The sequence below is a fragment of the Micrococcus sp. MS-ASIII-49 genome, from assembly GCF_000946635.1.
In the GTDB taxonomy this organism is placed as follows: Bacteria; Actinomycetota; Actinomycetes; order Actinomycetales; family Micrococcaceae; genus Micrococcus; species Micrococcus luteus.
In genome coordinates this window covers 1-4,954 of sequence record NZ_JXSP01000120.1, presented here as the reverse complement: position 1 = coordinate 4,954, position 4,954 = coordinate 1, and the positions used below count along the sequence as shown (strand labels likewise).

At 74.2% G+C, this 4,954-nt stretch carries 6 protein-coding genes; all 6 read left to right on the top strand.

Annotated elements, in window-relative coordinates; all coding sequences use genetic code 11:
• Nucleotides 1–727: ABC transporter permease (locus tag SJ20_RS08745; RefSeq protein WP_044659641.1), on the top strand; the 727-nt coding region annotated here is incomplete at its 5' end.
• A gap of 2 nt (nucleotides 728–729) precedes the next feature.
• Nucleotides 730–1,161: a cytidine deaminase gene (locus SJ20_RS08740; RefSeq protein ID WP_010079337.1), complete on the top strand. Its 432-nt coding sequence runs from the start codon at nucleotides 730–732 to the stop codon at nucleotides 1,159–1,161.
• Nucleotides 1,162–1,235: 74 nt separating this feature from the next.
• On the top strand, nucleotides 1,236–2,570 hold the full coding sequence (locus SJ20_RS08735) for a thymidine phosphorylase (RefSeq protein WP_044659638.1): 1,335 nt from the start codon (nucleotides 1,236–1,238) through the stop codon (nucleotides 2,568–2,570).
• A 4-nt stretch (nucleotides 2,571–2,574) separates the two neighbouring features.
• Nucleotides 2,575–3,222, top strand: coding sequence for a DedA family protein (locus SJ20_RS08730; RefSeq protein WP_002856558.1), 648 nt, complete (start codon nucleotides 2,575–2,577; stop codon nucleotides 3,220–3,222).
• Between the two features lie 24 nt (nucleotides 3,223–3,246).
• Nucleotides 3,247–4,458 carry an adenosine deaminase gene (locus SJ20_RS08725; protein ID WP_044659640.1) on the top strand — a complete coding sequence of 404 codons (1,212 nt, stop codon included), beginning with the start codon at nucleotides 3,247–3,249 and terminating at the stop codon, nucleotides 4,456–4,458.
• Between the two features lie 7 nt (nucleotides 4,459–4,465).
• Nucleotides 4,466–4,954: MazG nucleotide pyrophosphohydrolase domain-containing protein (locus SJ20_RS08720; RefSeq protein WP_044659639.1), on the top strand; the 489-nt coding region annotated here is incomplete at its 3' end.

Here is a 4,954-nt window from a genome sequence, read left to right as displayed (position 1 = left end):
CGCGATCGTGGCCGGCGTCCTCGTGTCCTGGCTGCTCGCCGTGTTCTCGATCAAGTACCTGGTCAACCAGGTGATCGTCGGCGTCGTGCTCAACGTGCTCGTGGCCGGCCTGACGAGCTTCCTGTACTCCACCGTCCTCACGGGCGGGGACACCGAGCTCAACGCGCCGCCGCACTTCCCGAACCTGCGGATCCCGGGCCTGGCGGACATCCCCGTGCTCGGGCCCATCCTGTTCGACCAGACGATCCTGGGCTACGCGATGTACCTGCTCGTCATCGCGCTGTGGTTCGCCCTGTTCCGCACCCGCTGGGGCCTGCGCGTGCGCGCCGTGGGCGAGCACCCCAAGGCCGCGGACACCGTGGGCATCGACGTGAACCGCACGCGGTACGCCGCCGTCCTGCTGGGCGGTGCGGTGGCCGGCATGGGCGGGGCGTTCTTCACGCTCGTCTCCGCGTCGTCCTTCACCAAGGAGATGACGGCGGGCCAGGGCTTCATCGCGCTCGCGGCCGTGATCTTCGGCCGCTGGAACCCGATCGGCGCGTTCTTCGCGGCGCTGCTGTTCGGCTTCGCCACCAACATGCAGTACGTCCTGGCGATCCTCGGCACCCCGGTGCCGAGCCAGTTCATGGCGATGCTCCCGTACCTCGTCACGGTGTTCGCCGTGGCCGGCCTCGTGGGCCGCTCGCGCGGCCCGGCCGCCTCGGGCGTGCCGTACGTGAAGGAGTAGCCGTGGCGGACGGGCAGCACACGACGACGGCGCCGCGCGTGGACTGGGACCGGCTGCGGGCCGCGGCCCTGGCCGCCACGGAGCACGCCTACGTGCCCTACTCGGGGTTCCGGGTGGGCGCCGCCGCGCTCACCGACGACGGCCGCCTCGTCTCGGGCTGCAACATCGAGAACGCGTCCTACGGGCTGACCCTGTGCGCCGAGTGCGCGCTGCTGGCCGACCTGCGCATGGGCGGGGGCGGCCGACTGGCCGCGTTCGTGTGCGTGGACGGCGAGGGCGTGCTGACCATGCCCTGCGGGCGGTGCCGCCAGCTGCTGTACGAGTTCCGCGCCCCCGGGCTCGTGCTGCTCACCCCGGCGGGGGAGCGGGGGATCGACGCGGTGCTGCCGGACGCCTTCGGCCCGGCCGACCTGGAGCGGGCGGACCGTCCCTGACCTGCGGCGCGCTCCCGGGCCTGCTCGCTAGAGTCGGAGGCTGACCGTCGCAGCCGTCCTCCGAGGAGAACCCCATGACCGCGCAGCCGCAGGCCGAGCCCTTCGACGCCGTCGAGGTGATCCGCACCAAGCGGGACCGGGGGACGCTGTCCCCCGAGCAGATCGACTGGGTGGTGGACGCGTACACCCGCGGCGTGGTGGCGGACGAGCAGATGTCCGCCCTGGCCATGGCGATCCTGCTCAACGGCATGGACCGCGCCGAGATCGCCCGCTGGACGGACGCGATGATCGCCTCGGGTGAGCGCATGGACTTCGGCGGGCTCACCACCCCGGACGGCCGCCCCCTGGCCACCGCGGACAAGCACTCCACCGGCGGCGTGGGGGACAAGATCACCCTGCCGCTGGCCCCGCTCGTGGCCTCCTTCGGGGTGGCGGTGCCGCAGCTGTCCGGCCGCGGCCTCGGGCACACCGGCGGCACCCTGGACAAGCTCGAGGCGATCCCCGGGTGGCGGGCCGACCTCAGCAACGAGGCGATGCTGCGCCAGCTCTCCGAGGTGGGCGCCGTGATCTGCGCGGCCGGCTCGGGCCTGGCCCCGGCGGACAAGCGCCTGTACGCCCTGCGTGACGTCACCGGCACGGTGGAGGCCATCCCGCTGATCGCCTCCTCGATCATGTCCAAGAAGATCGCCGAGGGCACCGGCGCCCTGGTGCTGGACGTCAAGTGCGGCTCGGGCGCGTTCATGAAGGACGAGGCGTCCGCCCGCGAGCTGGCCCGGACCATGGTGGACCTCGGCCGGGACGCCGGGGTGGACACCTCGGCGCTGCTCACGGACATGTCCGTGCCCCTGGGCCGGACGGCCGGCAACGCCCTCGAGGTCCGCGAGTCGGTGGAGGTGCTCGCCGGCGGCGGCCCGGCCGACGTCGTGGAGCTCACCGTGGCGCTCGCCGCCGCGATGCTCGCCGGCGCCGGGGTCACGGACGTGGACCCGGCCGAGCACCTGGCCAACGGCCGGGCGATGGACGTGTGGAACCGGATGATCGAGGCCCAGGGAGGCGACCCCCGCGCGGCCCTCCCGACGGCGGCCCACACCGAGGACGTCGTCGCGGAGACGGACGGCGTCCTCACCGAGCTGGACGCGATGGCCGTGGGCCTGGCCGCGTGGCGCCTCGGCGCCGGACGGGAGCGGCAGGGCCAGGCCGTCCAGGCCGCGGCCGGCGTCGAGGTGCACGTGCGCCCCGGTGAGCGCGTGGCCCGGGGTCAGAAGGTGCTGACCCTGCACACGGACACGCCGGAGCGCTTCGAGCGGGCGAGGGCCGCGCTCGCCGGCGGGTGGGCCGTCGGCGAGCTCGACGACGACGCCGCCCGGACCCTGCGCGAGCGCTCCGTGATCCTGGACCGAATCGGCTGACCGGATGCTCGCGTGGCTCGAGGAGGCGATCCTCCACGCCTCCGCGCAGTGGTGGGTCCTGCCGCTGACGCTGCTGCTGTGCCTGCTCGACGGAATCGTGCCGATCTTCCCGTCGGAGTCGGTGCTGGTGGCCCTCGGCGCGATCGTCCGCGACGGGCACCCGTTCTCCCTGTGGGCGCTGTGGGGGGTCGGCTTCGCGGGCGCGTTCCTGGGGGACGTGGCCGCGTACGCGATCGGCCGTGCCGTGGGCGTGGAGCGGTTCCGGTGGATGCGGCTGCGGCGGGTGCGGGCCACGGTCGAGGTCGCCCGGCACCACCTGCACAGCCACGGCGCGCTGCTGCTGTTCACCGCCCGGTTCATCCCCGGCGGCCGCGTGGCCCTGAACCTCACGGCCGGCGCCACCCGCTATCCGCCGGTGCGGTTCGTGGCGCTGGACCTGCTCTCCACGGCCAGCTGGGCCGCGTACTCGATCATGATCGCGCGCCTGACCGCGGGCTGGCTGGAGAATCCGGTGCTGCAGATCGCCGTCTCCGTGACGGGTGCCGCGCTCGTGGGCCTGCTGCTGGACCGTCTGCTCAAGGCCCTGCTGCGCCGCCGGCTGGGCTCCGGGGTGAAGGGCCTCACCCTGGCCGAGCAGGAGGCCCTGCGCTGAGCGCCCTGCCGTAGAGTGACGCCCGTGACGACGACGCAGCTTCCGGACACCGCATCCCCCTCCCCGCTCGAGGTCGACCTGGCCGTCCTGCCCAAGGTCTCCCTCCACGACCACCTCGACGGCGGCCTGCGCGTGGGCACCGTCCTCGACCTGGCCCGCGAGGCCGGCGTCGAGGTCCCCGCGGACACCGTCGAGGGCCTGGCCGAGTGGATCGCCGGGCACGCCAACGGCGAGTCCCTCGAGAAGTACCTGCAGGTCTTCGCCCTGACCACCGCCGTGATGCAGACCCGCGAGCAGCTGCGCCGCGTGGCCCGCGAGTTCGTCGAGGACCTGGTCGCCGACGGCGTCGTCTACGGCGAGATCCGCTGGGCCCCCGAGCAGCACCTGGCCGGCGGGCTGACCCTGGACGAGGCCGTCGAGGCCGTGCAGGCCGGTCTGGACGAGGCGGTCGAGGCCGCCGACGCCGCGGGCCACGTGATCCGCGTGGGACAGCTGGTCACCGCGATGCGGCACGCCGACCGGGCCCAGGAGATCGCCGAGCTGGCCGTGCGCCACCGCGAGGCCGGCGTCGTGGGCTTCGACATCGCGGGTGCCGAGGCCGGGTTCCCGCCCTCCCGCTTCGCCGACACCTTCACGTGGCTGGCCGCCCACCACCTGCCCGTCACCGTGCACGCGGGCGAGGGCGACGGCCTGGACTCCGTCCGCTCGGCCCTCGTGGACGGCCGCGCCCTGCGTCTGGGCCACGGCGTGCGCCTGGCCGAGGACATCTCGGTGGAGTACGGCGGCGTGGACGAGGACGGCGAGCAGCTGGACGAGCTGACCGGCCTCGTGGACCTGGGCGAGACCGCCGCGTGGGTGCGGGACCGGCAGATCGCCCTGGAGGTCTGCCCGTCCTCGAACCTGCAGACCGGCGCGGTGGACGCCGCGGCGGGCATCGCGGGCCATCCCATCGACCTGCTCGTGCAGCTCGGCTTCCGCGTCACCGTGAACACGGACAACCGGCTCGTCTCGGACGTGTCCCTGACCGACGAGCTCTACCTGCTCGCCGAGACCTTCGGCTACTCGCTCTCCGAACTGCTGGACCTGCAGCTCAACGCCGCCGAGGCGGCCTTCCTGTCCGTGGACGAGCGCGAGGACCTCGCCGAGATCCTCGTGGCCGGCTGGGGCGAGGTCATCTCCGGCGACGCCGTGGGCCCGGTCCTCGAGGAGCTGGACGACGAGGACGAGGACGACTGATCCTCCCGTGAGCGCGAGTGTGGACCGTCTGGTGGCGGTGGTCGAGGCCCTGCGCGACCACTGCCCCTGGACGGCCGCGCTCACGCACGCCGACCTCGCCGAGTACCTCGTGGAGGAGGCGTACGAGGCGGTGGCGGAGATCGAGTCCCGCGACGCCGCCGCGTGGGCCGACGTGCCCGCGCGTCGGGCCGACGGCGCGTACCCCGCCCTGGCCGCCGAGCTCGGGGACGTCCTGTTCCAGGTGGTCCTGCACGCCGCCGTCTCCCGGGCGCCGGGCGCCCCGGCGGAGTCGGCCGGGTTCCGCCTGGACGACGCCGCCGACGCCCTCACGGCCAAGATGATCCGGCGCAACCCGCTCGTGCTCACCCCCGAGGGCGGCCTGCGCCCGGCCGAGGAGCTCGCCGCCGTCACGGCCGAGGCCGTCGAACTGGCCTGGGAGCGGGTCAAGGCGCGGGAGCGGGCGGCCGCGGGGCTCTCGCCCGCCGCCCCGGCCCAC